Annotated in this window: 21 protein-coding genes; 10 read left to right on the top strand and 11 right to left on the bottom strand. The window is 70.5% G+C overall.

The window, feature by feature from the left end:
- Position 1 precedes the first annotated feature (1 nt).
- The gene (locus AC07DC_RS19310; RefSeq protein WP_478915637.1) at positions 2-166 is read left to right on the top strand and encodes a hypothetical protein; all 165 of its coding nucleotides are present in this window, start codon (positions 2-4) and stop codon (positions 164-166) included.
- 58 nt (positions 167-224) lie between these two features.
- Here AC07DC_RS19310 and AC07DC_RS19305 read toward each other — a convergent pair whose 3' ends face one another.
- On the bottom strand, positions 225-1,214 hold the full coding sequence (locus AC07DC_RS19305; RefSeq protein WP_478915636.1) for an alpha/beta hydrolase: 990 nt from the start codon (positions 1,212-1,214) through the stop codon (positions 225-227).
- Between the two features lie 274 nt (positions 1,215-1,488).
- On the opposite strand from AC07DC_RS19305, the gene AC07DC_RS19300 reads away from it, so the two are divergent.
- Positions 1,489-2,604 carry an alpha/beta hydrolase gene (locus AC07DC_RS19300; protein ID WP_478915635.1) on the top strand — a complete coding sequence of 372 codons (1,116 nt, stop codon included), beginning with the start codon at positions 1,489-1,491 and terminating at the stop codon, positions 2,602-2,604.
- A 26-nt stretch (positions 2,605-2,630) separates the two neighbouring features.
- Here the strand turns inward: AC07DC_RS19300 and AC07DC_RS19295 are convergent, their stop codons facing one another.
- Positions 2,631-3,926 carry a glycosyltransferase 87 family protein gene (locus AC07DC_RS19295; protein ID WP_478915634.1) on the bottom strand — a complete coding sequence of 432 codons (1,296 nt, stop codon included), beginning with the start codon at positions 3,924-3,926 and terminating at the stop codon, positions 2,631-2,633.
- A gap of 148 nt (positions 3,927-4,074) precedes the next feature.
- Here AC07DC_RS19295 and AC07DC_RS19290 point away from each other — a divergent pair, with 148 nt between their 5' ends.
- On the top strand, positions 4,075-4,830 hold the full coding sequence (locus tag AC07DC_RS19290; RefSeq protein ID WP_478915633.1) for an SDR family NAD(P)-dependent oxidoreductase: 756 nt from the start codon (positions 4,075-4,077) through the stop codon (positions 4,828-4,830).
- Between the two features lie 61 nt (positions 4,831-4,891).
- Here AC07DC_RS19290 and AC07DC_RS19285 read toward each other — a convergent pair whose 3' ends face one another.
- Positions 4,892-6,085, bottom strand: coding sequence for an RtcB family protein (locus AC07DC_RS19285; protein WP_478915632.1), 1,194 nt, complete (start codon positions 6,083-6,085; stop codon positions 4,892-4,894).
- A gap of 193 nt (positions 6,086-6,278) precedes the next feature.
- On the opposite strand from AC07DC_RS19285, the gene AC07DC_RS19280 reads away from it, so the two are divergent.
- The 3 genes from AC07DC_RS19280 (at position 6,279) to AC07DC_RS19270 (ending at position 9,236) form a co-directional block, all read left to right on the top strand.
- Complete coding sequence (locus AC07DC_RS19280) at positions 6,279-7,055, top strand: hypothetical protein (RefSeq protein ID WP_478915631.1); 777 nt, start codon at positions 6,279-6,281, stop codon at positions 7,053-7,055.
- Between the two features lie 98 nt (positions 7,056-7,153).
- Positions 7,154-7,843, top strand: a complete 690-nt coding sequence (locus AC07DC_RS19275; protein ID WP_478915630.1) for a DUF3558 family protein — start codon at positions 7,154-7,156, stop codon at positions 7,841-7,843.
- A 121-nt stretch (positions 7,844-7,964) separates the two neighbouring features.
- Positions 7,965-9,236, top strand: a complete 1,272-nt coding sequence (locus AC07DC_RS19270; RefSeq protein WP_478915968.1) for a DUF2637 domain-containing protein — start codon at positions 7,965-7,967, stop codon at positions 9,234-9,236.
- 55 nt (positions 9,237-9,291) lie between these two features.
- On the opposite strand, the gene lysS is transcribed toward AC07DC_RS19270, so the two are convergent.
- Entirely contained in the window at positions 9,292-11,046 is a 1,755-nt protein-coding gene (gene lysS, locus AC07DC_RS19265) for a lysine--tRNA ligase (protein WP_478915629.1), read from the bottom strand.
- A gap of 93 nt (positions 11,047-11,139) precedes the next feature.
- On the opposite strand from lysS, the gene argS reads away from it, so the two are divergent.
- Entirely contained in the window at positions 11,140-12,900 is a 1,761-nt protein-coding gene (gene argS / locus AC07DC_RS19260; protein WP_478915628.1) for an arginine--tRNA ligase, read from the top strand.
- A 68-nt stretch (positions 12,901-12,968) separates the two neighbouring features.
- Here argS and hemB read toward each other — a convergent pair whose 3' ends face one another.
- The 7 genes from hemB to AC07DC_RS19225 form a co-directional block, all read right to left on the bottom strand.
- Positions 12,969-13,964: a porphobilinogen synthase gene (hemB, locus tag AC07DC_RS19255; RefSeq protein WP_478915627.1), complete on the bottom strand. Its 996-nt coding sequence runs from the start codon at positions 13,962-13,964 to the stop codon at positions 12,969-12,971.
- 308 nt (positions 13,965-14,272) lie between these two features.
- A complete protein-coding gene (locus tag AC07DC_RS19250; RefSeq protein ID WP_478915626.1) occupies positions 14,273-15,889 on the bottom strand; it encodes a bifunctional uroporphyrinogen-III C-methyltransferase/uroporphyrinogen-III synthase in 1,617 nt (538 codons plus the stop codon).
- Entirely contained in the window at positions 15,886-16,875 is a 990-nt protein-coding gene (gene hemC / locus AC07DC_RS19245) for a hydroxymethylbilane synthase (protein ID WP_478915625.1), read from the bottom strand. The genes AC07DC_RS19250 and hemC overlap by 4 nt, the downstream gene beginning before the upstream one ends.
- Positions 16,872-18,197: a glutamyl-tRNA reductase gene (locus AC07DC_RS19240; protein ID WP_478915624.1), complete on the bottom strand. Its 1,326-nt coding sequence runs from the start codon at positions 18,195-18,197 to the stop codon at positions 16,872-16,874. Before AC07DC_RS19240 ends, hemC begins: the two co-directional genes overlap by 4 nt.
- The gene (locus AC07DC_RS19235; RefSeq protein ID WP_478915623.1) at positions 18,194-18,904 is read right to left on the bottom strand and encodes a redox-sensing transcriptional repressor Rex; all 711 of its coding nucleotides are present in this window, start codon (positions 18,902-18,904) and stop codon (positions 18,194-18,196) included. Before AC07DC_RS19235 ends, AC07DC_RS19240 begins: the two co-directional genes overlap by 4 nt.
- A 131-nt stretch (positions 18,905-19,035) precedes the next feature.
- Positions 19,036-19,770: a 3'-5' exonuclease gene (locus tag AC07DC_RS19230; RefSeq protein WP_478915622.1), complete on the bottom strand. Its 735-nt coding sequence runs from the start codon at positions 19,768-19,770 to the stop codon at positions 19,036-19,038.
- Positions 19,771-19,893: 123 nt separating this feature from the next.
- Positions 19,894-20,172 (bottom strand): glutaredoxin family protein, encoded by a 279-nt coding sequence (locus AC07DC_RS19225; protein WP_478915621.1) that lies wholly within the window; start codon positions 20,170-20,172, stop codon positions 19,894-19,896.
- Positions 20,173-20,301: 129 nt separating this feature from the next.
- Here AC07DC_RS19225 and AC07DC_RS19220 point away from each other — a divergent pair, with 129 nt between their 5' ends.
- The 3 genes from AC07DC_RS19220 (at position 20,302) to AC07DC_RS19210 (ending at position 23,903) form a co-directional block, all read left to right on the top strand.
- Entirely contained in the window at positions 20,302-21,300 is a 999-nt protein-coding gene (locus AC07DC_RS19220; RefSeq protein WP_478915620.1) for an HAD family hydrolase, read from the top strand.
- 343 nt (positions 21,301-21,643) lie between these two features.
- On the top strand, positions 21,644-22,438 hold the full coding sequence (locus AC07DC_RS19215; protein ID WP_138355125.1) for an ECF subfamily RNA polymerase sigma factor, BldN family: 795 nt from the start codon (positions 21,644-21,646) through the stop codon (positions 22,436-22,438).
- 232 nt (positions 22,439-22,670) lie between these two features.
- On the top strand, positions 22,671-23,903 hold the full coding sequence (locus tag AC07DC_RS19210) for a DUF5667 domain-containing protein (protein ID WP_478915619.1): 1,233 nt from the start codon (positions 22,671-22,673) through the stop codon (positions 23,901-23,903).
- Positions 23,904-24,222: the final 319 nt, after the last annotated feature.

Here is a 24,222-nt window from a genome sequence, read left to right as displayed (position 1 = left end):
TATGGCAACATTTCCGACATCCAGCACGATGGCGACCGGCCGTCAGCTCACCGCCAAGCCCTTCGCCCCGCCCGTGCTGATGCTCGCCGCCGCCGTCGGATACGCCCTGGACGCGTACTGGCGGGCCACCGCACTGATCCGGCGCATCCTCGCCTTCCGGCGCTAGCCGGACGGAAGGCCCACGCCGCGCCGCGGGAGGGCCGTCGTCACCGGGAGGGCCGTCGTCACGCCGACGGCGTCGGGCCCCGCAGATGGTCGCTGATCCACTTCATGGAGCCCTGCCCCATGCCCCGCAGGTAGGAGAGCCCGTCGTGACGGCCGCCCACGATGGTCTGAAGGCGGGTGTTGACCGGGCCGTGCCCGTACCCCGCGATGAACTGCTTGACCTTCGCCATCTCCCCGCGGCTCTCCTCCGTCCCGACCTGGAAGGCGAGATAGACCGCCGGCCCGCGCCGGTCGATCAGCCGCTGCGCCAGCACCTGCGGGTTGTTCGCCTGCTTCTCCTGGAGATGACCGCGCCACAGCGAGGAGTCCGGCACGATGTCGGGGCCGCTCACTATGGCCGCCTTGAACGTCTCCGGGTGCTGGAGCACGCTCTTCAGCGCGCAGAAACCGCCCGAGGACGAACCCATGAAGGCCCACCCGTCGCGGTCCTTGAACGTACGGAAATTCTGCCGGACCAGATCCGGGACGTCGCTCGTCAGCCAGGTGCCCATCTTCTGCTGCCCCGGTATGTCACTGCAGTCGTGGTAGTGCGGCCCCGGATTCATCACCGGCATGACCACGATGAACGGCAGGCTGCTGCCCTGCGCCGTCCACCGCGCCACATCCTCCTGCAGCCCCAGATCCCCGCGGATCCAGTAGTTGTACGGATAGCCGTAGCTGCCCGGCAGCGCGATCAGCACCGGGAACTCGCTCTTCGCGTACTTCGCGTCGTAGTACTGCGGCGGCGCCCACACCCAGACCTTGCCCGTGAAGCCGGACTTCTTCCCCCGGTACGTCGTCATACCGATCTTGGTGCCACCCGCCAGCGTCGTCCGCTGCTCCGTGAACGGCGCGTGCGAGCCGCCGTTCAGGATCGACGCGGCCGGCCCCGCCGAAGAGTGCGGGAACTCCGGGCCGCCCTTTCCGATGAACACGACAGGCCGGGAGCCGTAGCCCACGAAGAGGAGCATCACCAGGACGGCGGCCACTGCCAAGGGCCAACGCTTCACGGGGTCGTTCCCCTCTACATCCGGCCCGACAGGGCGCAAAAACGCTTACGCCTGTTGTGATCCCGGATCTCTACCCACCGTTCCGGCCCGCCAAGGTGCCGTGGATCACATCGCCGCAGTTGCCTGTGCCCGGCGTGATCCTCGTCCCAGCAGAACCGGGGAGAAGCCGGGCAACCCAGACAGCCCGATTTCCGTCTCGTCTTGGCGAGAGGCTCACACGCGGGCGGAACGCTGGGCCGGGGCACTGCGCCCAAGATTGGGAATCGAGAGTCTGATGAGCCTGACGGGGACCCCCTTCTTCCTGTGCACGATCCTGCTCGTGCTGGTCGCTCTGGCGCTGCCGCTCACCCTGTGGAGCCGGCTGCGCGGACCGCGGGCCGTACGGTACGCGGCCAGGTTCGGCATGCTGCTGCTGTGTCAGGTGACGTCGGTGCTCATGGTCTTCGTGATCGTGAACAACGCCAACAGCCTGTACGACAACTGGGAAGACCTCCTCGGCACCGGCAACCACGTCCAGGTCACCGCGGACCTCGGTCCCGACGGAGGCGCGGCGCAGGCCAAGCGCGAACCGAAGATCGAGCAGAAGTTCAAACAGGCCAAGGGCCCGAACATGGGCGACGTCCAGGAGGCCGACCTGAAGGGCCGGGTGTCCGGCGTCGAGGGCGAGGTCTTCGTCTGGCTCCCGCCGCAGTACAACGACCCCGCCTACAAGGACAAGAAGTTCCCGGTCGTCGAGATGCTCCCCGGCTACCCCGGCTCCGCCAAGGCCTGGTACGGCACCCTCAAGGTCCAGTCGCAGCTCAAGCCGCTGATGCAGAGCGGCAAGATCGCCCCCTTCATCCTCATCTCACCGCGCACCACACTGCTCGGCGGCCAGGACACCGGCTGCGCCAACATCCCCGGCAAGGTCAACGCCGACACCTGGTTGAGCGTCGACGTCCGCCGCATGGTGACCGACAACCTCCGCGTCCAGGACGACGCCGCCGGCTGGGCCGTCATCGGATACTCCGCCGGCGCCCACTGCGCCGCCCGCCTCGCCATCGAGCACCCCGACCGCTACGCGGCCGGTGTCAGCCTGTCGGGGTACAACAACCCCGCCGCCGAGACGGAATCCCTCACCGCCAAGGACCCGGTACTGCGCACGAAGGCCAACCCGCTGTTCATGCTGCAGCATGCCGCGCACCCGCCGCACACGTCCCTCTACATCTCCGGCGCCTCGGGCGACGGCTACCAGGACGGCCTGGCCCTGCGGAAGGCGGCGAAGGCACCGACGAAGGTCAAGGTGGTCCAGATCGCGGCCGGCGCCGGCGGCCACGGCACCGCCGTCTGGAAGTCCCAGGTCCCCGACGTCTTCCGCTGGCTCACCGAACAGGGCTTCAAGGCCCGCTGATCCCGGGGCGGACCGGCGGACCAACGTCAGCCGGCCCGCCCCGCAGGTGCCGGGCGTCCCCCCGTGGCGCCCGGCACCGTCCCCCGCCACAGCCGCGCCGCGGACAGCAGCGCCGCCGCCAGCAGGATCAGATCCCGCGCCGCCAGCAGCAGCGCCGCCAGAACCGAACCGCCGAGCAGATCGCGGAACAGGTACGGGAAGACCGCCGTCGTCAGCACGCACGCGCCCAGCACCAACCACGCCACCGGCCGCTGCGTCGTCGCCCGGTGCAGCAGGCACACCGCCGCCAGACCCACCAGCCACACCATGTACTGCGGGCTGATCACCCGGCTCGTCACCACGAACAGCAGGACGGCCGTCAGCGCCGCGTCCGGCAGCACCCAGGCCCCCGTACGCCCCGCCCGCGACCGCACCCGCCACAGCACGAGCCAGCCGAACGCGACGACCGTCAGGGCCGCACTCACCCGCCCCACCACCCGCACATACGGGCCGATGAACTCCATCGACCCGTCGTGCGGCGCCCAGTGCCCCGACCAGCCGAGGTGCCGTGCCAGATGGAACGGCAGCGCGCCGAGCGACTCCACCTCGATGCCGCGGTCCCCCTGATACGTCAGAAACGACAGGGCGCCCGGCATCGCCAGCAGGAAGACCGCCGTCACCAGCACCGCCGACAACACCGCCGCCACCCACGACAGCCGGGTACGCCGCCCGCGCGCCGTGCCCACGAGCAGCAGCACCGGCCACACCTTCACCACCGCGCCGATCCCGACCAGCACCCCGAACACCCGGTCCGCCCACACCCGCCGCGTACCGGCCGCCAGCAGCGCACCCACCGCCACCGCCGTCACCATCACATCGAACCGGCTCCACGGCACCGTGCTCAGCAGCGGCAGCCCCGCCACCCACATCCACGCCCCGGCGACACCGCGCCGCCCGTCGGCGTACCGGGCCGCGTACACCAGCGCCGCCAGCACCGCCGCGTCGCACACCGCGCACAGCACGATGAACGCGTGCGAGTAGTCCAGGAACGGCACCAGCCGCGGAGCGAGAATCGGCAGCGCGGCGCCCGGCGGGTACTGCCAGGACACGTCGTCGTGCGGGAAGGTGCCGGAACTCAGCACGTCGTACCACCCGCGGTACACCTTCGACACCGACACGTCGGGGCCGTCCTTGCTGCTGAACGGCCCGAGGCGCAGCGCCGCGGTCACCAGCACCAGCCGCGTCAGCAGCCAGACGGCCACCGGCCACAGCAACCGCCGCGACGGGCGCGCTCCCGCTTCCGCCACGTGCGCCGAAGCGGCGTCCGTGCCTGTGCTGACCACTGAACTGATTCCTCCATGAACGATCCGGCCCGGCCAGAACACCCGGGCACCACGATGCTAATGAAGATCCGATCCGGACGGCGGACGCCACCGACCCGCCACTTATGCTCGGTGGGCAAGCCAACCCGCAGTCGAAAGGCGCCGTGACATGAGCATCCGTACCGCAGTGGTCACCGGAGCGAGCAGCGGCATCGGTGCCGCGACCGCCCGCAAGCTCGCCGCCGCCGGCTACCACGTGCTGCTCACGGCCCGCCGCGTCGACCGCCTCGAAGCGCTCGCCAAGGAGCTCACCGCCGCCGGCCACTCGGCCGCCGCGCACGCCCTGGACGTCACCGACCGCGCCGCGGTGGACGCCTTCGCCGCGTCCCTCGACCGCTGCGACGTCCTCGTCGCCAACGCGGGCGGCGCCCTCGGCGCCGACACCATCGCCACCTCCGACCCCGCCGACTGGCGCGCGATGTACGAGGTGAACGTGCTCGGCGTCCTCAACATCACCCAGGCCCTGCTCCCGGCCCTCACCTCGAGCGGCGACGGCACGGTCGTCGTGCTCTCCTCCACCGCGGGCCTGGCCAGCTACGAGGGCGGCGGCGGCTACGTGGCCGCCAAGCACGGCGCGCACGTCATCGCCGAGACCCTCCGCCTCGAACTGTGCGGCGACCCGGTCCGCGTCATCGAGATCGCGCCCGGCATGGTGAAGACCGACGAGTTCGCCGTCACCCGCTTCGGCGGCGACACCGACAAGGCCGCCAAGGTCTACGCGGGCGTCGCCGAACCCCTCTCCGCCGACGACGTCGCCGACACCGTCACCTGGGCCGTCACCCGCCCCGCGCACGTCAACATCGACCTCCTGGTCGTCCGCCCCCGAGCCCAGGCCTCCAACTACAAGGTCCACCGCGCCGGCTGACCCGGGACATGCCAGTGGGGGCGGGTGATCACACCCGCCCCCACTGCCGCACTGACGTATCTCAGCCCTTGACGCAGACGACCTGCTTCAGCTTGGCCACGACCTGGACCAGGTCCCGCTGCTGCTCGATGACCTTCTCGATCGGCTTGTAAGCACCCGGGATCTCATCCACGACGCCGGAGTCCTTGCGGCACTCCACACCCCGCGTCTGATCCTCCAGGTCACGGGTCGTGAACCGCTTCTTCGCCGCGGAACGGCTCATCCGGCGGCCGGCGCCGTGCGAGGCGGAGTTGAACGCGTCGGCGTTTCCGAGGCCCTTCACGATGTACGAGCCGGTGCCCATGGAGCCCGGGATGATGCCGAACTCACCGGAGCCCGCCCGGATCGCGCCCTTACGGGTGACGAGCAGGTCCATTCCGTCGTAGCGCTCTTCCGCGACGTAGTTGTGGTGGCAGCTGATCACGTCGTCGAAGGTCGGCTTGGCCTTCTTGAACTCCTTGCGGACCACGTCCTGGAAGAGCGCCATCATGATCGCGCGGTTGCGCTTGGCGTACTCCTGCGCCCAGAACAGGTCGCGCCGGTAGGCCGCCATCTGCGGAGTGTCGGAGATGAAGACGGCGAGGTCGCGGTCGGCCAGATCCTGGTTGTGCGGCAGCTTCTGGGCCTCGCCGATGTGGTACTCGGCGAGCTCCTTGCCGATGTTGCGGGAGCCGGAGTGCAACATGAGCCACACAGAGTTGTCATCGGCGATCGTTACCTCGCAGAAGTGGTTGCCCCCGCCGAGCGTTCCCATCTGCTTTGTGGCCCGTTCATGACGGAATTTGACCTCTTTCGCCAGACCGTCGAACCCCGCCCAGAACTCGTCCCACCCCGCCGTCGGGAAGCCGTGCATGCGGCGCGGGTCGACCATCTCCTTGTGCATGCCACGCCCGACCGGGATCGCCTGCTCGATCTTCGAGCGGAGCCGGGACAGATCGCCCGGCAGGTCGTTGGCGGTGAGGGAGGTCTTCACCGCGCTCATGCCGCAGCCGATGTCGACACCGACCGCCGCGGGGCAGACCGCGCCGTGCATGGCGATGACGGAGCCGACCGTCGCGCCCTTGCCGTAGTGGACGTCCGGCATCACGGCGAGGCCCTTGATCCAGGGCAGCGACGAGACGTTGCGGAGCTGCTGCATCGCGCCGTCCTCGACGGAGGCCGGGTCGGTCCACATGCGGATCGGCACCCGGACGCCGGGCACCTCGGTGTAGGACATCTCCATCCCCCTTCTCGAACGGACAAAATGGCACAACGAATCGCGCCGTGACGACATCAATAATGTGGACGAAACGCCCGATAACCGCATGCGGCCACGCAGCCGCGTCAGCAGGTGCGATAGACATTGTGTCCACGGCGCGTACGCGCGCGCCAAGGGATTTCGGGTAGCCCCGGCGGAAGGAGCCTGGCCAGTGCAGCCATCGCGAGGACTGCTGGGCATCGTCTGCGCGGCTGTACTGGCCGTCACGGGGCTGAGCGCCTGCACCGCGGACGGCGATACGGACCCGGCGGCGCTGGACCCCAAGTCCGCCGCCGGCGACCAGTCGATCGTCCCCGCGCCGCCCGGCAAGTACCGCAAGCTGCCGGAGCCGTGCGGCTCGCTCGACCCGGACACGCTCAAGAAGCTGGTGCCGAACGCGCCGGACTACGCGGGTGATGCCGAGCTCACCTACGACACCAACCGTCGGGTCGGCTGCACCTGGACCGGTGAGACGTCGCAGGGCAACCGCTATCTGCAGATCGACTTCGAGCGGGTCGTGTCGTACGACCCCGGGGTGAGCGACGAGGCGCAGGCGGAGTCGGACTACGAGGCCAAGGCGCTGCAGGCCGGTATCCAGACGACGCCGGGCGCTCCCGGGACGACGGCGCCCGTGGCGCCTCCCGGCAGCCCGGCCGGCGTGCCGGGCCTGGTGCCCACCACCACGGCGGCCACCTCTCCCACGACCTCCCCCGATCTCGCGCCGCGGCTGCTCCCCGATGTCGGCAACGCGGCCTTCATCGATGACGAGCTGATGACCCGCGACTCGGGGATCCACCGTGACATCACTCTCGTTTTCCGAACGGCGAATGTCCTGGTGACGGTCTCGTACGCGCAGTGGTCGGCGGACAAGGCCACCGCCCCGCAGAGCGCTGACCTGCAGCAGGGCGCGGAGCAAGTGGCGGACGTCCTCGTCAAGACGATCAAGTGACAGCGGATCGTCCGATAAGGGACGCCCCGTAGGCTGTCCGTTTCCCGGCCCCCCGGCCGGCCCCAGCCGAGCCGAGCAACGAAGTGAGCGAAGGACCCATGCACCGTTCAGCACCGCGAATCGCCCGAGTTCTCGCCTGTGCCGCCGTGCCGGTACTGCTCATCGCCGGCTGCTCCTCGGGGTCGGACTCGTCCAAGAAGTCGGACAGCACCGGCTCGGCCAAGTCGTCCACTTCCGCGACGCCCGCCGCGGCGAAGTTCGCGAAGCTGCCGGACCCGTGCAAGTCGATCACGCAGGCGACGGTGGCGCGGCTCGTCCCCAAGGTGAAGATCGCGGCGGGCACGGCGGCGAAGTCGTCGGACGCGGGCGCGCGGGGTGGCTGCTCGTGGAACGGTCTCGACGGCTTCCAGTTCCGCTGGCTGGATGTGGCGCTGCAGCGCTTCGACTCGGCGAACGGCATCGGCAGCGGCGAGGAGCAGGCGAAGAAGCGCTTCACGGAGCAGGTCGCCGCGGCGGCCCAGATCAAGGGCTCCACGTCCACGAAGGCGGACGGCGTCGGCGACGAGGCGACCGTGGTCAGCGCGCTGGTGGAGAAGGACAAGCGGCAGTACCAGGACGAGACGGTCGTCGCGCGGACCGGGAACGTCATCGTGATCCTGTCGCACAACGGGGCGGGCTTCGAGGACGCGAAGACTCCGGCGGCCGATCAGCTGCAGAAGGACGCGGTCGCGGCGGCGAAGGAGGCCGTGGCTTCGGTCGCGGCGGCGAACGCGGCGGCGAACACGTAACAACTCCGGTCGCACCTGCACCGGTTTCAGCACCTTTGTACGACCTGGCCGCGCCCCCATATGACAGGCTGGGCCGTCCAGTTGCCGAGGGTGGGAGGGGTCGCGGGTGCCCGCGATACGCATGACCCGGACGCACCGGATTCTTGTCGGTGTGGTCGTCGCGGGTGCGGTGGTGATCGCCGCGATCGGCTTCGCGGGATCGTATGCCGCGGTGCGGGAGCTCGCGCAGAACAAGGGCTTCGGCTGGTTCGCGAACGTCTTCCCGATCGGTGTGGACGCCGGCATCGTGGTGCTGCTGGCGCTGGACCTGCTGCTGACGTGGATGCGGATCCCGTTCCCGCTGCTGCGCCAGACCGCCTGGCTGCTGACCGCGGCCACCATCGCCTTCAACGGGGCTGCCGCCTGGCCCGACCCGGTCGGGGTCGGCATGCACGGCATCATCCCGGTGCTCTTCGTCGTCTGCGTCGAGGCGGCCCGCCACGCGGTGGGCCGGGTCGCGGACCTGACGGCCGACAAGCACATGGAATCGGTCCGCCTCACCCGCTGGCTGCTGGCCCCCTTCCCCACCTTCAAGCTGTGGCGCCGCATGAAACTGTGGGAGCTGCGCTCCTACGACCAGGTCATCCGCCTGGAGCAGGACCGCCTCGTCTACCAGGCCCGCCTGCAAGCCCGCTACGGCCGGGCCTGGCGCCGCAAAGCACCCGTCGAAGCCCTCATGCCACTGCGACTGGCGCGCTACGGCATCCCCCTCGCCGAAACCGCCGCCCTCGGCCTCGCCGCCGCCGGCATCACCATCCACGAAGCGGCGCCCGCACCTGTAGCAGCCCTGGCCCTGGAGTCGGTGCACCCTGAGCCGCAGCCCGAACCACGGCCGCAGCCACAACCGCAGCCCGAGCCGCAGCCCGAGCCCGCGGTCCGCCCCGAACCGGTTCCGGAGCCCGCCCGCGCCCGAATACCGGCGCCCGCACCCGCATCCGCACCCGCTCCCCTGCCCGAGCCCGCACCGATACCGGGTTCCGACGGCCGCCCCACGGTCCCCGTAGCCCCCGGCCGCGTCCGTACCCTCGCCAACGGCTACGGCTCCGCGACCGTCAGCAGCAGCTACACCCCCGAGCCGCCCGACGCCGAACCGGAAGCGGAACCCGCCCTCCGCCGCCCGCCGCACATCGAGCCCGATGTCCCGCGCGAGGAGCAGTACTACGGGGCGTTCCGCCGCTACGTCGTCGAGTTCGGTGAGTTCCCCAACCCCCGCCAGTTCGGCCGTTATCTGCTGGAGAACCACGGCGTCACGGGCCGCAGCGGCGGCCCGCTCAGCGAGGGGACGCTGCGCCGGTATCTGACGGAGTTCGAGTCCCAGTACCGGACGGAATGGGACACCGAGCAGGTCCCGTAAACGCGGGATCCCCCGGCCGCCGGAGAATTCGGCAACCGGGGGATCGTCGTGATCGTCAGCTTGCGCCCAGCAGCGTACGGACGCGGTCCGCGCCGACCGCGAGCAGCAGGGTGGGCAGCCGGGGGCCGGTGTCCCGGCCGACGAGCAGTTGGTAGAGCAGCGCGAAGAACGACCGCTGCGCGACCTTGAGTTCGGGCGTGGGCTTGGCGTCGGCGTCCAGTCCGGCCTGGAGCTTGGGCACGGCGTAGACGAGGGTCGTCAGGCCGTCCAGCGACCAGTGGTCGTCGAGTCCGTCGATGAGCAGGTCGAGCGCGGCCCGGTCGGTGGCCGGGAGGCTGCCGAGGGTCTCGGTGTCGGGCTCGGTGCGGACCCGGGTGCGCTGGTCGGCCGGGACGTGGGTGGTGATCCACGCCTGCGCGCGGTCCAGCCGCGGCCGGGTCTCGTCGAGGGTGGTGACCGGGTTGGCGGGGTCGAGATCGCGCAGGATGCGCAGGGTCTGCTCGTCGTGACCGGTGGTGATGTCGACGACGGAGGCGAGCGTCCGGTACGGCAGCGGGTGCGGTGTAGTCGGCAACTCGCCGGCGGCGGTGCGGATGGCGCGGCTGTACGCGGCGGCGTCGGCGGCCTGCACCGAGCCGTCGGCGATCTTGCGCTCCAGGGCGTCCCACTCGTCGTAGGTGCGCTGGATCTCCTGGTCGAAGGCGATCTTGAACGACTGGTTGGGGCGGCGGCGGGCGTAGAGCCAGCGCACCAGCGGCGCTTCCATGATCTCCAGCGCGTCGGACGGCGTGGGAACGCCGCCGGCCGAGCTGCTCATCTTGGCCATGCCGCTGATGCCGACGAAGGCGTACATCGGGCCGATGGGCTGCTCGCCGCCGAAGATCTCGCGGACGATCTGGCCGCCGACGACGAAGGAGGAGCCGGGCGAGGAGTGGTCGACGCCCGAGGGCTCGAAGATCACGCCTTCGTAGGCCCAGCGCATCGGCCAGTCGACCTTCCAGACCAGCTTGCCGCGGTTGTGCTCGGAGAGCTTCACCGTCTCGGCGTGGCCGCACGCGCAGGTGTAGGAGAGCTCGGTGGTCTCGTCGTCGTACGAGGTGACGGTCGTGAGGTCCTTGTTGCAGACCGAGCAGTACGGCTTGTACGGGTAGTAGCCCGCGCCGCCGGTGCCGTCGTCCTCGTCGGCCGCGCCGGAGCCCGCGGCGGCCTCGACCTCGGCCTCGTCGAGCGGCTTCTGCTGCTTCTGCTGCGGCTTCTTGCCGGCGCCCGGCTTGTCCTTCGTCCGGTAGCGGTCGAGGATCGCGTCGATGGCGGCGCGCTCGCGCATGGCGAAGAGGATCTGCTCGCGGTACGCGCCGGCCGTGTACTGCTCGGTCTGGCTGATGCCGTGGAACTCGATGCCGAGCTCGGCGAGCGCGGCGATCATCGGCGCCTTGAAGTGCTCGGCCCAGCTGCCGTACTCGCTGCCCGCCGGCGCCGGGACCGAGGTCAGCGGCTTGCCGATGTGCTCGGCCCAGGACGGGTCGATGCCGTTGGGCACCTTGCGGAAGCGGTCGTAGTCGTCCCACGAGATGATGTGGACGCACTCCCGGCCGCGACGGCGGATCTCGTCGGCCACGAGGTGCGGCGTCATCACCTCGCGCAGGTTGCCGAGGTGGATCGGGCCGGACGGGCTGAGACCCGATGCGCAGACGATCGGTTTGCCGGGGGCGCGACGGTCCGCCTCGGCAATGACCTCGTCCGCGAAACGGGAGACCCAGTCGGTCTCGGGGCTCTGAGCCACGATCGGCACTTCCTTCCTCGACAGCATGTCGCACCCATTCTCACAGACCGAAAAGGGGATGCGCTCCCGTGGGATACTCGAAGGGTTTCCCACTCCCCCAACCGGAATGGCACCCACCCCATGGCCTCGGTCGCATCCCTTTCCGCCTCTGTCCAGCAGCGTGTCTCGGCCGCCCTGGCGGCCGCCGTGCCGTCGGCCGCCGACGCCGACCCGCTGCTGCGCCGAAGCGACCGGGCCGATTTCCAGGCCAACGGCGTGCTGGGCCTGGCGAAGAAGAACAAGGCCAACCCGCGGGAGCTCGCGGCCCAGGTCGTCGCCGGCCTGCCCTCCGACGATCTGATCTCCGAGATCGAGGTGTCGGGCCCCGGCTTCCTCAACATCACCATCTCCGACACGGCGATCACCTCGACGCTGGCCGCCCGCGCCGCCGACGACCGGCTCGGCGTGCCGCTGACCGCGAACCCCGGCACCACGGTGATCGACTACGCCCAGCCGAACGTGGCCAAGGAGATGCACGTCGGCCATCTGCGGTCGTCCGTGATCGGTGACGCGATCGCCAAGATCCTGGAGTTCGAGGGCGAGACGGTGGTCCGGCGGCACCACATCGGGGACTGGGGCACCCAGTTCGGCATGCTCATCCAGTACCTGATCGAGCACCCGCACGAGCTGGACCACTCGGAGTCCGACACGGACGGCGAGGCGTCGATGTCCCGCCTCAACCGGACGTACAAGGCGGCCCGGACGCTCTTCGACGCCGACGAGGCCTTCAAGGACCGGGCCCGGAAGCGGGTCGTGGACCTGCAGGCCGGGGAGCCGGAGACGCTGGCGCTCTGGCAGCGGTTCGTGGACGAGTCGAAGATCTACTTCTACTCGGTCTACAACAAGCTGGACATCGCGATCCAGGACGAGGACATCGTCGGCGAATCCGCGTACAACGACATGCTCGTCGAGACGTGCCGGATCCTTGAGGACACGGGCGTCGCGGTGCGCTCCAACGGCGCGCTCTGCGTCTTCTTCGACGACATCAAGGGCAAGGACGGCGAGCCGGTCCCGCTCATCGTGCAGAAGGCGGACGGCGGCTTCGGCTACGCGGCCACCGACCTGTCGGCGATCCGCGACCGGACCGGCAACCTGAAGGCCGACACCCTGCTGTACGTCGTCGACGCCCGGCAGGCGCTGCACTTCCGGATGGTCTTCGAGACCGCCCGGCGGGCCGGCTGGCTCACCGACGAGGTCACCGTCAAGCACCTGCCGTTCGGCACGGTGCTGGGCAAGGACGGCAAGCCGTTCAAGACCCGTGAGGGCGAGACGGTCCGGCTGGTCGACCTGCTCGACGAGGCCGTCGAGCGGGCCACCGTCGTCGTCCGGGAGAAGAACGAGGAGCTCTCCGACGAGGAGGTCGCGGAACGCGGCACCGAGGTCGGCATCGGCGCGGTCAAGTACGCGGACCTGTCGACGTCCCTGGGCCGCGACTACGTCTTCGACCTGGACCGGATGGTGTCCCTGACCGGCGACACCAGCGTGTACGTGCAGTACGCGTTCGCCCGGACCCAGTCCATCCTCCGCAAGGCCGGAGAAGCCCAGGCCGTCGCCCGTCCGGAGCTGCCGCTGGCCCCCGCGGAGCGCGCGCTCGGCCTGCTGCTGGACGAGTTCGGTGACGCCCTCGCAGGCGTCGCGGACACCTACGAGCCGCACAAGCTGGCCTCGTACCTCTACACGGTCTCCTCGGCCTTCGCGACGTTCTACGAGCAGTGCCCGGTCCTCAAGCCCGAGACCCCCGCGGACGTCCGCGAGAACCGGCTCTTCCTCTGCACCCTGACCGGCCGCACCCTGCGGCAGGGAATGACGCTGCTGGGCATCCGCACCCCCGAGCAGCTCTGACGCACCGCACGAAAGGGGCCCGTGCCGATCCACTCGGATCGACACGGGCCCTCAGTGCGTCAGGAAGCTCAGCCCTCGCGGCCCAGCCGCTGCGCGACCTCGGTCGCCCAGTACGTGAGGATCATGTTCGCGCCCGCCCGCCGGACGCAGGTCAGCGTCTCCATGATGGTGCGGTCGCGGTCGATCCAGCCGTTCGCGGCGGCCGCCTCGACCATCGCGAACTCACCACTCACCTGGTAGGCCGCCACCGGTACGTCGACCGTGTCGGCGACCTTCCGCAGCACGTCCAGGTACGGAAGCGCGGGCTTGACCATCACCATGTCGGCGCCTTCGGCGAGGTCGAGCGCCAGCTCGCGCAGCGACTCGCGGAAGTTCGCCGGGTCCTGCTGGTAGGTCTTGCGATCGCCGGTCAGGGAGGAGTCGACGGCCTCGCGGAAGGGCCCGAAGAAGGCCGACGCGTACTTCGCGGTGTACGCCAGGATGGACACGTCCTCGAACCCGACGGCGTCCAACGCGTCGCGCACGATGCCGACCTGACCGTCCATCATCCCGGACGGCCCCACCACATGAACGCCCGCGTCGGCCTGCACCTGCGCCATCTCGGCGTAGCGCTCCAGCGTCGCGTCGTTGTCGACACGGCCCTGCGCGTCGAGCACTCCGCAGTGACCGTGGTCGGTGAACTCGTCCAGGCACAGGTCCGACATGACGACGACGGAGTCGCCGACCTCGGAGACCACATCGCGGATGGCGACCTGCAGAATGCCGTCCGGCTCGGTGCCCTGCGTGCCGAGCGCGTCCTTCACCGCCGGCACCCCGAAGAGCATGATCCCGCCGACCCCCGCCTCGGCCGCCTCCAGGGCCGCCTTACGGAGCGTGTCGCGGGTGTGCTGGAACACGCCGGGCATGGAGGAGACCGGCACCGGCTCGCTGAGCCCTTCCCGCACGAACATCGGCAGGATCAGCTCGGCCGGGTTCAGCCGGGTCTCGGCGACCAGGCGCCGCATCGCAGGGCTGGTGCGCAGCCTGCGGGGGCGCGCTCCGGGGAATTCACCGTAGCCAGTCATGTCCGAGCCTTCCTCCAACACCGGAGACGTTCCAGACGTCCACGCTACGCCCGGTCCCAGCATGCTCTTCCCGACTACAAGTCGGCCGGAGCGAACTGAGGGGGGTATGGCGGGCCGGATGAGCGCACAACCCTGGCGGTGCCCACACTCGACCGGAGGGGACGTGGCGGGGTGTCCCCGCAGGACGACGAACGAATCCGGCTGGCACCTTGCAGCAGGCACGAGCGTTTGCTGTCCGAGGAGTCACCCCGGCGCGGCCCCGCCTCATCAGAGCGGACCGCACCGTACCCCTCGTCTCAAAAAACGCGTCAGACGCGCGCCCGGCGCCGCGACCCCGGCCGCCGCTCACTCGGCCGCGTCACAGGATCGCCCGCTTCCTCCGCCGCCACGCGGCGGGCCGTGCCGAAGTCGGCCAAAGCCTGCGCCAGCGCGTGCACGGACGGCTCCGGCGACATCACATCGACCCGCAACCCGTGCTCCTCCGCCGTCTTCGCCGTCGCGGGACCGATGCACGCGATCACCGTGACGTTGTGCGGCTTGCCGGCGATGCCGACCAGGTTCCGGACCGTGCTCGACGACGTGAAGAGCACCGCGTCGAAGCCGCCGCCCTTGATCGCCTCACGCGTGTCGGCAGGTGGAGGCGAGGCGCGCACCGTCCGGTAGGCGGTGACGTCATCGACCTCCCAGCCCAGCTCGACGAGCCCGGCGACCAGCGTCTCGGTGGCGATGTCGGCGCGCGGCAGGAAGACGCGGTCGATCGGGTCGAAGACCGGATCGTACGGCGGCCAGTCCTCCAGCAGTCCGGCCGCGGACTGCTCACCGCTCGGCACGAGATCCGGCTTCACGCCGAACTCGACCAGCGACTGGGCGGTCTGCTCGCCGACCGCGGCGACCTTGATCCCCGCGAAGGCACGGGCGTCGAGGCCGTACTCCTCGAACTTCTCCCGGACCGCCTTGACCGCGTTCACGGAGGTGAAGGCGATCCATTCGTAGCGTCCGGTGACCAGGCCCTTCACGGCCCGCTCCATCTGCTGCGGGGTGCGCGGCGGTTCGACGGCGATCGTCGGCACCTCGTGCGGGACCGCGCCGTACGAGCGCAGCTGGTCCGAGAGCGAGGCGGCCTGCTCCTTGGTACGCGGCACCAGGACGCGCCAGCCGAAGAGCGGCTTGGTCTCGAACCAGGACAGCTGGGCGCGCTGCAGGCTGCGCTGGCCGACCACGGCTATCGCCGCGATCGGGCCCTCCGGTGTCGGCAGCGCCTTGGTGGCCTTGAGCTCGGAGGCGATCGTGGCCAGCGTCGCTGTCCAGGTGCGCTGCCGGGTCGTCGTACCGGCGACCGTGACCGACAGCGGGGTGTCGGGCTTGCGGCCCGCCGCCATCAGTTCGGTGGCGGTGGCGACCACGGTCTGCAGCGTGGTGGTGAGGACCAGCGTGGCGTCACTCGCGCCGACCTCGCTCCAGCACCGGTCGGAGGCGGTGGCGGCGTCGACGAAACGGACGTCGGCGCTGAGCGGGACCCCGGCGTAGGCGGGTACGCCCATGGCGGCGGAGACGCCCGGGACGACCTCGAAGGGAATACCGGCCGCCGCGCAGGCGAGCATCTCGCTCGCCGTGCAATTGTCCAGGCCGGGATCACCCGCTACCGCACGGACGACCCGCTTGCCGGTGCGCGCGGACGCCATGACAAGCTGGGTGGCGGCAGCGGAAGCGTCCAACGCGCCCTCGCCTGCCGCAGGTTCAGCCGTGCCCACATCTGCTCGGGCGTGCGTACGCACGACCTCCAGCACGTTCGGCTCGCCGACCAGCAGGTCGGCATGGGCCAGCGCCTCGACGGCGCGCAGAGTCAACAGCCCGGGATCACCGGGCCCGGCACCGAGGAAGGTGACGTGGCCGAGGCCGGAGTGATTGACGGCGGTGGGGCTCAAAGTTCGCGCTCCCCCATAAGACCGGCTGCGCCCTTGGCGAGCATCTCGGCCGCGAGTTCACGACCGAGAACCGCGGCGTCATCCGCGGACTCAGGGGTTGCACCAGTGATGGACATCTGCACCAGCTGGGTGCCATCGGTCGTGCCGACGACCCCCCGCAGGCGCAGCTCGGAAATCTGCCCGTCGGCCACCAGGTCGGCGAGCGCGCCCACAGGGGCGGAGCAGCCGGCCTCAAGGGCGGCGAGCAGTGATCGTTCCGCGGTGACGGCGGCCCGGGTGAACGGGTCGTCGAGCTCCGCGAGCTGTGCGGCCAGTGCCAGTCCCGCCGCGTTACCGGCGGCACATTCGATGGCCAGCGCCCCCTGTCCGGGGGCGGGCAGGACGGCTTCGACGGGGATCAGCTGGGTCGCCTCACCGAGGCGGCCGAGACGGCTGAGCCCGGCGGCGGCCAGGACGACGGCGTCGAGTTCACCGGAGGTGACGAAGCCGATGCGGGTGTCGACGTTGCCGCGGATGGGCAGCGTCTCGACCTCGCCGCCCAGGCTGCGGGCCCAGGCGTTCAACTGCGCCATCCTGCGCGGCGATCCGGTACCGACCCGGGCCGGCCGGCCCAGTGCGGCGGCGGACGCCACGAGCTGCTCGAACGTCAGTCCGTCGCGGGCCACGAGCGCGTCACGAGGGTCCTCGCGGACCGGGATCGCGGCGAGCGTGAGCCCCTCGGGGGGAGCTGTCGGCAGGTCCTTGAGCGAGTGCACGGCGAAGTCGATCTCGCCGGTGAGCAGCGCGTCCCGCAGTGCGGAGACGAAGACTCCGGTACCGCCGATCTGCGCGAGGTGCTCGCGCGAGACATCCCCGAACGTGGTGATCTCGACGAGCTCGACGGGTCGGCCGGTCAGTTGGCGCACCTGCTCCGCCACCATGCCGGACTGCGCCATGGCGAGCTTGCTGCGCCGGGTGCCCAGTTTCAATGCGGTGGGGCCGTTCATGGCCGCCCTCGATTCGGGTCGTCGGCCCTGCTGACGGCGGCGACCGCCTGCGGGTCGAGGTCGAAGAGTTCACGCAGCGCGTCGGCGTACCCGGCGCCGCCGGGTTCGCCCGCGAGCTGCTTGACCCGCACGGTGGGCGCGTGCAGGAGCTTGTCGACGACGCGGCGCACGGTCTGGGTGATCTCCGCGCGCAGCTTGTCGTCCAGGTCGGGGAGCCGGCCGTCGAGCCGGGTGAGTTCACCGGTGACGACGTCGGCGGCCATCGCGCGCAGCGCGACGACGGTGGGGGTGATGCGGGCGGCGCGCTGGGCGGCGCCGAAGGCACCGACCTCGGCGGCGACGATCTTGCGGACCTCGTCGACGTCGGCGGCCATCGGGGCGTCCGCGGAGGCCTCGGCGAGCGACTCTATGTCGACCAGGTGGGCGCCTTCGAGGCCGTGCACGGCGGCGTCGATGTCGCGCGGCATGGCCAGGTCGAGCAGGGCCAGCGGTGCGGAGCCGGCGCCGGTCGCGGTGCGGGAGGCGACCGCGGCGGCGACGGTGGCGTGGTCCAGGACCAGTCCGGTCGCCCCGGTACAGGACACGACGAGGTCGGCCGAGGCCAGTTCGCCGGCGACGGCGTCGAAGTCGGCGGCCCGGCCGCCGAGCGAGGCGGCGAGCCGCTCCGCGCGGTCCGCGGTGCGGTTGGCGATGACGAGCTCGGTGACGCCCGCGCGGGCCAGGGTCGCGGCGGCGAGCGAGGACATGGAGCCCGCACCGACGACCAGTACGCGCTTGCCGGCCAGTGGGCCGGTGGTGGCGGCCAGCTGGTCGAGGCCGAAGGTGACGAGCGACTGTCCGGCCCGGTCGATGCCGGTCTCGCTGTGGGCGCGCTTGCCGACCCGCAGGGCCTGCTGGAACAGGTCGTTGAGGAGCCGGCCGGCGGTGTGCAGCTCCTGGCCGAGGGCGAGGGCGTCCTTGATCTGGCCGAGGATCTGGCCCTCGCCGATCACCATGGAGTCCAGGCCGCAGGCGACCGAGAACAGGTGGTGGACGGCCCGGTCCTCGTAGTGCACGTAAAGATACGGAGTGAGCTCTTCGAGACCGACGCCGCTGTGCAGCGAGAGCAGCATCGACAGCTCGGCGACGCCCGCGTGGAACTTGTCCACGTCGGCGTAGAGCTCGATGCGGTTGCAGGTGGCGAGCACCGCCGCCTCGGTCGCGGGCTCGGCGGCCAGCGCGTCCTGCAGCAGCTTGGCCTTGGCCTCATCGGTGAGCGCCGCCCGCTCCAGCACGCTGACCGGTGCGCTGCGGTGGCTCAGGCCGACAACGAGAACACTCATGCCGGCATCACGGCGGGCACGTCCCCGTCCGGGCCCTGGCCCTGCTCGCCGGCCTTGCGCTGCTCGTGGAACGCGAGGATCTGCAGCTCGATGGAGAGGTCGACCTTGCGGACGTCCACGCCTTCGGGGACCTGCAGCACGGTGGGCGCGAAGTTCAGGATGGAGGTGACACCCGCGGTGACGAGGCGGTCGCAGACTTCCTGCGCGGCGCCGGCCGGGGTGGCGATGACACCGATCGACACCTGGTTGTCCTCGACGATCGCTTCGAGCTCGTCGATGTGCCGGACCGGGAGTCCGGCCACCAGCTTCCCGGCGAGGGCCGCGTCGGCGTCCATCAGGGCCGCGACGCGGAAACCGCGGGAGGCGAAGCCGCCGTAGTTGGCGAGCGCGGCGCCGAGGTTACCGATACCGACGATCACTACCGGCCAGTCCTGGGTCAGGCCCAGTTCGCGGGAGATCTGGTAGACGAGGTACTCGACGTCGTAGCCGACGCCGCGGGTCCCGTACGAGCCGAGGTAGGAGAAGTCCTTGCGCAGCTTCGCGGAGTTGACCCCCGCGGCGGTCGCGAGTTCCTCCGACGACACCGTGGGCACCGAACGCTCGGAGAGCGTGGTGAGAGCCCGCAGGTACAGCGGAAGCCTGGCGACGGTGGCCTCGGGGATACCTCGGCTGCGGGTCGCCGGTCGGTGAGAACGGCCAGTTGCCACGATGCTCCTGCGGGTAGAGCTGGGCGGCGGACGACCACAGTCCCTGGGGCCGCCCCGTGCATGCCAGGCTATGTCTTTGTGAACGCGTGCACAAAGATAGTGTCCGATTTGTCCAGGAGAAGTGACCGGCATCACGCACTCCCATTCCGGACATTAGGAACCATTTGCTGCGCCGAATCGTTCCAACCCTTCGGGTCGTTCGGTATTTCCGCCGAACCACCCGCAGGACGATCGACGGAACGTCGCCCCAGCCAGAGCGCCTCCGCCCCCGGCAGATGCGCGATCACCGGCCACTCCACTCCCAGCGCCGCGTCCACCGCTCCGGGAACGTCGGCCCGGTCCGGTGACTCCGCGGCGTAATGGGCGAACAGCCGCGCGGTGGCCCGCGCGTCACCCAGCGCCGTGTGCGCCGTCCAGTCACCCAGTCCGGCGTCCGCTACGCAAGCCCCCAGCGAGAATCCGCGCGGGGCGGGCACCCGCGAGGTGGCCATCCGCATCGTGCACAGCTCCGGCACGGCCGGCAGCGTCACACCCAGCCGCGCGTACTCGGCGACCAGGAACGCCCGGTCGCAGCCCACGTTGTGCCCCACCAGCACCCTGCCGCGCAACAGCCCCAGCAGTCTCGGAGCGATCCCCGCGAACGTGGGCGCACCGCCGAGGTCCTGCCCCTCGATGCCATGGATGTGGGTCGGGCCGACCGGCCCTTCGGGGTCGATCAAGGTACTGAACTCGCCCTGCGGGACGCACTCCCGGTCGAGCAGCACGACCGCCACCTCGATCACCCGGTGCCGCCGTGAGCTGGACCCGGTGGCCTCCAGGTCCACGACGGCATAGCCGCCAGACCCCTGGAACCGTCCGGAGAGCACGCGCCCACACTCCTCACGCCTAGCCCCCGGGTGTACAAAACGAACTCGATGGTAATCGAATACGCGCACCACGAGTAACGCGCTCAAATCACCCGCCGGACGAGCACGCCCCCCACCTGCGGTTCAGCCGGTGAGGGCCTTACGCAGCCGCTGCTCGTCCACTCGCCAGAAGTCGTGCTGCTCGCCGTCCACCAGCACCACCGGAATCTGCTCCCAGTACTTGCGGTACAGCTCCTCGTCCTGGGTGATGTCCCGTTCCTCGACCCGGGAGCCGAGCTCGCCCGCGACTTTCTCGATCACCGCGCGGGCGTCGTCGCACAGATGGCAGCCGGGCTTGCCGATCAGCGTCACGGTGCGATCGGCGGGATCCTTGCGGGCGCCACGGCGCAGGAGAGGACTCATCCGAGACATTGTGCCCCCGGGTGCCCCGCGGCGGACCCGGCCGGCGGGTAACACGTACGTCGCGAGGAGTTCACGCCATCGCTCCTTCCGCGGCCAGGACGCGCCGAACAAACTGGCTATGCTCGCCGCATGGCCGCTTTGCAATGGCTCACCCCCCGTAGGCGCTCCGCCACCGCGCGCAGCGTCCTGGCAGGCGAGGCCGCGGCCGCCGCGGCCGAGGCCGCGCTCGCGGCGCCGGCCGGACCCACCCAGCCCCAGGAGACCGACGCTTCCACGGCGGACGCCGGGCCCGGAAAGAACGGCAAACCGGGAAAGCCGGAAAAGAACGGCACCGCTCCGGAGTTCCCCGTCGTGGGGGACCCGCACGCCGCCGCCTTCTTCGACCTCGACAACACCGTGATGCAGGGCGCCGCGATCTTCCACTTCGGCCGCGGCCTGTACAAGCGGAAGTTCTTCCACAAGCGCGAGCTGGTCCGCTTCGCCTGGCAGCAGGCCTGGTTCCGGCTCGCCGGGTCCGAGGACCCCGAACACATGCAGGACGCGCGGGACAGCGCGCTGTCGATCGTCAAGGGGCACCGCGTCGAGGAGCTCATGTCGATCGGCGAGGAGATCTACGACGAGTACATGGCCGAGAAGATCTGGCCGGGCACCCGGGCACTGGCCCAGGCCCACCTCGACGCCGGCCAGCGGGTCTGGCTGGTCACGGCCGCGCCCGTGGAGACCGCGACGATCATCGCCCGCCGGCTCGGCCTGACCGGCGCGCTGGGCACCGTCGCCGAATCCGTCGGCGGCGTCTACACCGGCCGCCTCGTCGGCGAACCGCTGCACGGCCCGTCCAAGGCCGAGGCGGTCCGGGCACTCGCCAGCACCGAGGGACTGCAGTTGTCACGCTGCGCCGCGTACAGCGACTCGGCTAACGACATCCCGATGCTGTCGCTGGTCGGACATCCGTACGCGATCAACCCCGACGCCCGGCTGCGCAAGCACGCCCGCGCGCAGGGCTGGCGGCTGCGCGACTACCGCACCGGCCGCAAGGCCGCGAAGATCGGCATCCCGGCCGCCGCCGGCGTGGGCGCCGTCGCGGGCGGAGCGGTCGCCGCGGTCGCGATACACCGACGCCGCCGCTAGGTCGTGTCGCCGGTCCGGACACATGCGGCCACGTCACCGCGTTCCGGTGGTCCGTCGTACCCCCTCTGGGCCCACGGCAGTCGCAGCACTGCCACACAGCCACAACACGCACTCCCCGCGAGCAATTCACGAACAGATGCGGTCAACTTCGGTTCATTGTTCGATAATTGATCGATCACCAATGCGCCAAGGAACCGACGTAACCGGCGATTTAGGCAACACGGTGTAGCGCCGCCTGTACGAAGCGTTATTCTCCTCAGACGCAATCGGAACCCACACGTCGACCACGGCGGGTGCACGGTCCCGTACTGCACGTGATGGAAGTTCTGCCTCTGGGAGTCCCGTGTACCCACACGACGGGGTTGACACCTCCGGCCTGGCAACGCTGCGCGCTTTGGTGAACGACTGCCTGCGCGTTGTCCCCGCGTTCGCCGAGCCCGCCCTCGCCACGCCCTTTCCCGCCGGCCCCGCGTACGCACTGGCCGAAGTCAGCACCGCCGCAGGCAGACGCACCCGGAACAACCCTCAGAGCGGCTCCGGCAGCAATGCCGCCGGGGGACCGACCGCTCGCCGTCCCGCCGCGGACAGTGACAGCGGCCGGATGATGGACCTCGTCGAGCGGGCCCAGGCCGGCGAGACCGAGGCCTTCGGCCGGCTCTACGACCACTACTCCGACACCGTCTACCGCTACATCTACTACCGCGTCGGTGGCAAGGCGACCGCCGAGGACCTGACCAGCGAGACGTTCCTGCGCGCCCTGCGCCGGATCGGCACCTTCACCTGGCAGGGCCGCGACTTCGGCGCATGGCTCGTCACCATCGCCCGCAACCTGGTCGCCGACCACTTCAAGTCCAGCCGCTTCCGACTCGAAGTCACCACCGGCGAGATGCTCGACGCCAACGAGGTCGAGCGCAGCCCCGAGGACTCGGTGCTGGAATCGCTCTCCAACGAGGCGCTTCTCGTCGCGGTCCGGAAACTCAACCCGCAGCAGCAGGAGTGCGTGACGCTGCGCTTCCTGCAGGGCCTGTCGGTCGCCGAGACCGCGCGCATCATGGGCAAGAACGAAGGGGCGATCAAGACCCTTCAGTACCGCGCCGTGCGAACCCTGGCCAGGCTTCTCCCCGAAGACGCCCGGTGAGACCGAGTTGTCCCTTTTTCCCCACCCTCTCCGGCCTTTTTCCCGGCCGCTCCGGTCCGATCATCATGACCGCGTAACCCAACTGGCGCGGCGCTCGTTGCACCACATGCAGACACCTCTCTGCCGCGCTCTGGCCGCTTCCAGTCACTCGATTGGGTGGACAGAAACAAGGAATGCAACCTTCCGGGCGGCTTCGGGAGTCGAGTGTGGATGACGAGAGGAGGTGCCGCCCATGATCGGACAAGCAACGGCACACCGTCGGGCGAACGCCTTCGCCCAGGCCCTTGAGACTGCCGGTTTTTCGGGGGAAGAACCCCGGAACGCCGACAGCGCACCCCAGGAGCCCGCCGGCGAACACGGCGCCCATGCCACGGACCGGCACGCCGACCCCGATCAGGGGCAGCTGCTGGCTCTGGTCGGCGCCATCGGCAACCGGCAGCCGCCGGTGCTGAGCGCCGAGGCGAAGACGGTGCAACGTGCCCAACTGATCGCCGCGATGGAGACCGCGCTCGCCGATGGCAGCCTTGAGGTCTCCCCCAAGGTCCCCGAGCAACGCACCGGCGGCGCGCACCGCGCCACCGGGCTCGGGAAACTCAGGCCACGTTCCCGCTGGTCCCGCAGGCTCGCCGCCGGCGGGCTCTCTGTGGGAGTCGCGGCCGGGGCCCTCGGCGGCGTCGCGGCGGCCAGTACGAACGCACTGCCAGGTGACACCCTCTACGGCCTCAAACGGGGCATGGAGGATCTCAAGCTGGACATGGCCAACAACGACGCTTCCCGAGGAGGCGTCTACCTGGACATGGCCGCGACCCGCATGCAGGAGGCCCGGCGCCTCATGGAGCGCGGCCGCTCGGGCGAGCTCGACAGCGAATCGGTCGGCGAGGTCCGCCGGGCGCTCTCCGGTATGCACCAGGAGGCCGCGGAAGGCCACCGGCTGCTCACCGGGGCGTACCAGCGCGACGGCTCGCTCCAACCGATGGAGCTGCTGAACGATTTCAACGCCACGCACCGCGAAGGCTGGACCCAGCTGCGCGACCGGCTGCCCACCCAGCTCGGCGATGTGAGCAACCAGGTCACGTCGGTCTTCGACGCCATAGAGCACGATGTCGCGCCGCTCGCCGGCAAGCTCCCGAAACCCCAGGGCAGCGAAGGCCCCGCGCACCGTCAGGCCGGCAAACCCGGCTCCGCCGGTACCGGCCGCAGCGGCACAGCCGACCCGACGCCGCACACCACCGCCACCGCGGACGGCCACAGCGGCGCACCGGGCACCACCAGCAGCCCGAGCGCCGGCGCCGACAAGGACCATCTGCTCGGCGGCACGGACGGCCTGCTCCCCCCGTCACCGGGAACCGGCGGCGAGAACCCGTCCGACCCGGCGGCATCCACCCCGCCCTCGGTCAACCTGCCCCCGCTGCTCCCCGGGCTCCTCCCGGGCCTCGGCCTCGGGGCGGAGGACGCCAAGGAGTAGTCGGCGGTCGTGCACCCGAATGGGGTGGGTCCCGGCCATCGGCCGGGACCCACCCCATTCACATCAGGGAAGAACTCGTCGGAACGTCCGGCCGCGGCCGCCTTCGGCTCAGAAGAACACAGACCGCCGCTGCACCAGCAGCTTGGCCCCTCCCCATGGCCGGCCTCGCACTGCTCGGCCCGAGGGGCCTCCCAGGCTTCGGTCGCCTGCGCCGGCCTCCGGCCGTCGGAACGTCCGGCCGCGGCCGCCTTCGGCTCAGAAGAACACAGACCGCCGCTGCACCAGCAGCTTGGCCCCTCCCCATGGCCGGCCTCGCACT

This window comes from Streptomyces sp. NPDC045021, from assembly GCF_056432645.1.
Note: the sequence above shows the minus strand (reverse complement) of the source record. Positions and strands in the feature narration are given on the sequence as shown.

Bases quoted from the DNA above. Each gene is read 5' to 3' on its own strand.
- AC07DC_RS19210 (WP_478915619.1), top strand. From the start codon at position 22,671: ATGATCGGACAAGCAACGGCACACCGTCGGGCGAACGCCTTCGCCCAG.
- lysS (WP_478915629.1), bottom strand. From the start codon at position 11,046: ATGCTGTCGAGGAAGGAAGTGCCGATCGTGGCTCAGAGCCCCGAGACC.
- AC07DC_RS19240 (WP_478915624.1), bottom strand. From the start codon at position 18,197: ATGAGTGTTCTCGTTGTCGGCCTGAGCCACCGCAGCGCACCGGTCAGC.
- argS (WP_478915628.1), top strand. From the start codon at position 11,140: ATGGCCTCGGTCGCATCCCTTTCCGCCTCTGTCCAGCAGCGTGTCTCG.
- AC07DC_RS19310 (WP_478915637.1), top strand. From the start codon at position 2: ATGGCAACATTTCCGACATCCAGCACGATGGCGACCGGCCGTCAGCTC.
- hemB (WP_478915627.1), bottom strand. From the start codon at position 13,964: ATGACTGGCTACGGTGAATTCCCCGGAGCGCGCCCCCGCAGGCTGCGC.
- AC07DC_RS19300 (WP_478915635.1), top strand. From the start codon at position 1,489: ATGAGCCTGACGGGGACCCCCTTCTTCCTGTGCACGATCCTGCTCGTG.
- hemC (WP_478915625.1), bottom strand. From the start codon at position 16,875: ATGAACGGCCCCACCGCATTGAAACTGGGCACCCGGCGCAGCAAGCTC.
- AC07DC_RS19220 (WP_478915620.1), top strand. From the start codon at position 20,302: ATGGCCGCTTTGCAATGGCTCACCCCCCGTAGGCGCTCCGCCACCGCG.
- AC07DC_RS19225 (WP_478915621.1), bottom strand. From the start codon at position 20,172: ATGAGTCCTCTCCTGCGCCGTGGCGCCCGCAAGGATCCCGCCGATCGC.
- AC07DC_RS19270 (WP_478915968.1), top strand. From the start codon at position 7,965: ATGACCCGGACGCACCGGATTCTTGTCGGTGTGGTCGTCGCGGGTGCG.
- AC07DC_RS19275 (WP_478915630.1), top strand. From the start codon at position 7,154: ATGCACCGTTCAGCACCGCGAATCGCCCGAGTTCTCGCCTGTGCCGCC.
- AC07DC_RS19285 (WP_478915632.1), bottom strand. From the start codon at position 6,085: ATGTCCTACACCGAGGTGCCCGGCGTCCGGGTGCCGATCCGCATGTGG.
- AC07DC_RS19290 (WP_478915633.1), top strand. From the start codon at position 4,075: ATGAGCATCCGTACCGCAGTGGTCACCGGAGCGAGCAGCGGCATCGGT.